Source organism: Reichenbachiella sp., from assembly GCF_039941815.1.
GTDB lineage: Bacteria > Bacteroidota > Bacteroidia > Cytophagales > Cyclobacteriaceae > Reichenbachiella.
The window spans coordinates 1-1,081 of record NZ_JBDVDW010000068.1; the positions used below are offsets into that span (position 1 = coordinate 1).

General features: G+C 41.4%; 1 protein-coding gene and 1 pseudogene. Both read left to right on the forward strand.

Going from position 1 to position 1,081, the window contains the following annotated elements; translation table 11 throughout:
• Positions 1–702: pseudogene (locus ABJF11_RS19895) on the forward strand (hypothetical protein); the annotation flags it as partial.
• Positions 703–747: 45 nt separating this feature from the next.
• The coding region (locus ABJF11_RS19900) for a hypothetical protein (protein ID WP_348122006.1) at positions 748–1,081 on the forward strand (334 nt) is incomplete at its 3' end.

Genomic DNA, 1,081 nt, shown 5'->3' on the forward strand with positions numbered 1-1,081 from the left:
TATCAAGCTTTATTAAACAAGATGTTGTCGAGTGTTACACCTTCAAAGAACAAACTGGATTGGCTAAAAGAAAATTTAAATAAGCAAGGTTTGCTTGACGCAAGCCATGAAGATGTCTCATGTCTTACTATGACATTGAATACAGATTTGGTGCTTCCTAAGGCCTACGAGAAAAAAATAGTGGTCCAAGAAGACAGGCCTGCGGATTTTTCTCTGGATTATGTTTTGAATGCCACCACGCTGAAAAACACAGATCCATTGCCTTATATTTTGCAGATCCTCACCACTGTACCAGGTTTGAATAATAGTTCTGCTCAGGTATTTATGATTCTGTCGGAGCTTTATTCTAATGCCTTAGAACATGGTGTATTGAAGCTGAGTTCAGTAACCAAAAGCTGTCCTGATGGCTTTGCGAAATATTACGAATCTCGCCAAACGGCCCTTGATGAGCTTGATGACGGCTTTGTAAAAATCCACATCAAAGTCAAAGCTGATATCCAGAAAGCTTTATTGGTTTTGCGGGTAGAAGATAGTGGTGATGGTTTTGACTTTAGTCGTCTAACTTATCAAGTTGATAACACTGAAATGCTTTATAATCGAGGCTTTGCCTTAGTAGATCAACTTTGTGAAAAATTGGAATTTTCCCACGATGGCCGAGTCGTGACCGCCTACTATGATTGGCAACGAGGCGCTTTTAGCTAGGTTGGCCTTGCTATTGCATAGTTCCTTACACGGAGGAAAGGAACTATGCGTACAGCGTCGAATTTGTTGTTGCCTGTGTCTGCAGAGACACCTAAAAATCTATCAAAATCTATTTCAACTGATGGTCAGGGGCAAGGCTCCTTTGCTGATGATTTGCGTCAGGCAAAAGTAGATCAGGATTTAAAAGAACAATCTAAATTGTCTGCGGCTTCGTCAGAGTCAGGGACGCGTCCATCAAATCCCAAGTCAGAGTCTTCACAGCTTTCGTCGACATCTTCCACCTCCAAAGAAATTTTGAATACGACTCAGACTGTTAATGCTCAAACTGTTAGCGCGCAACCGAACCAGGATTCTGAAAGTCTAACCGCCAAACAATCAA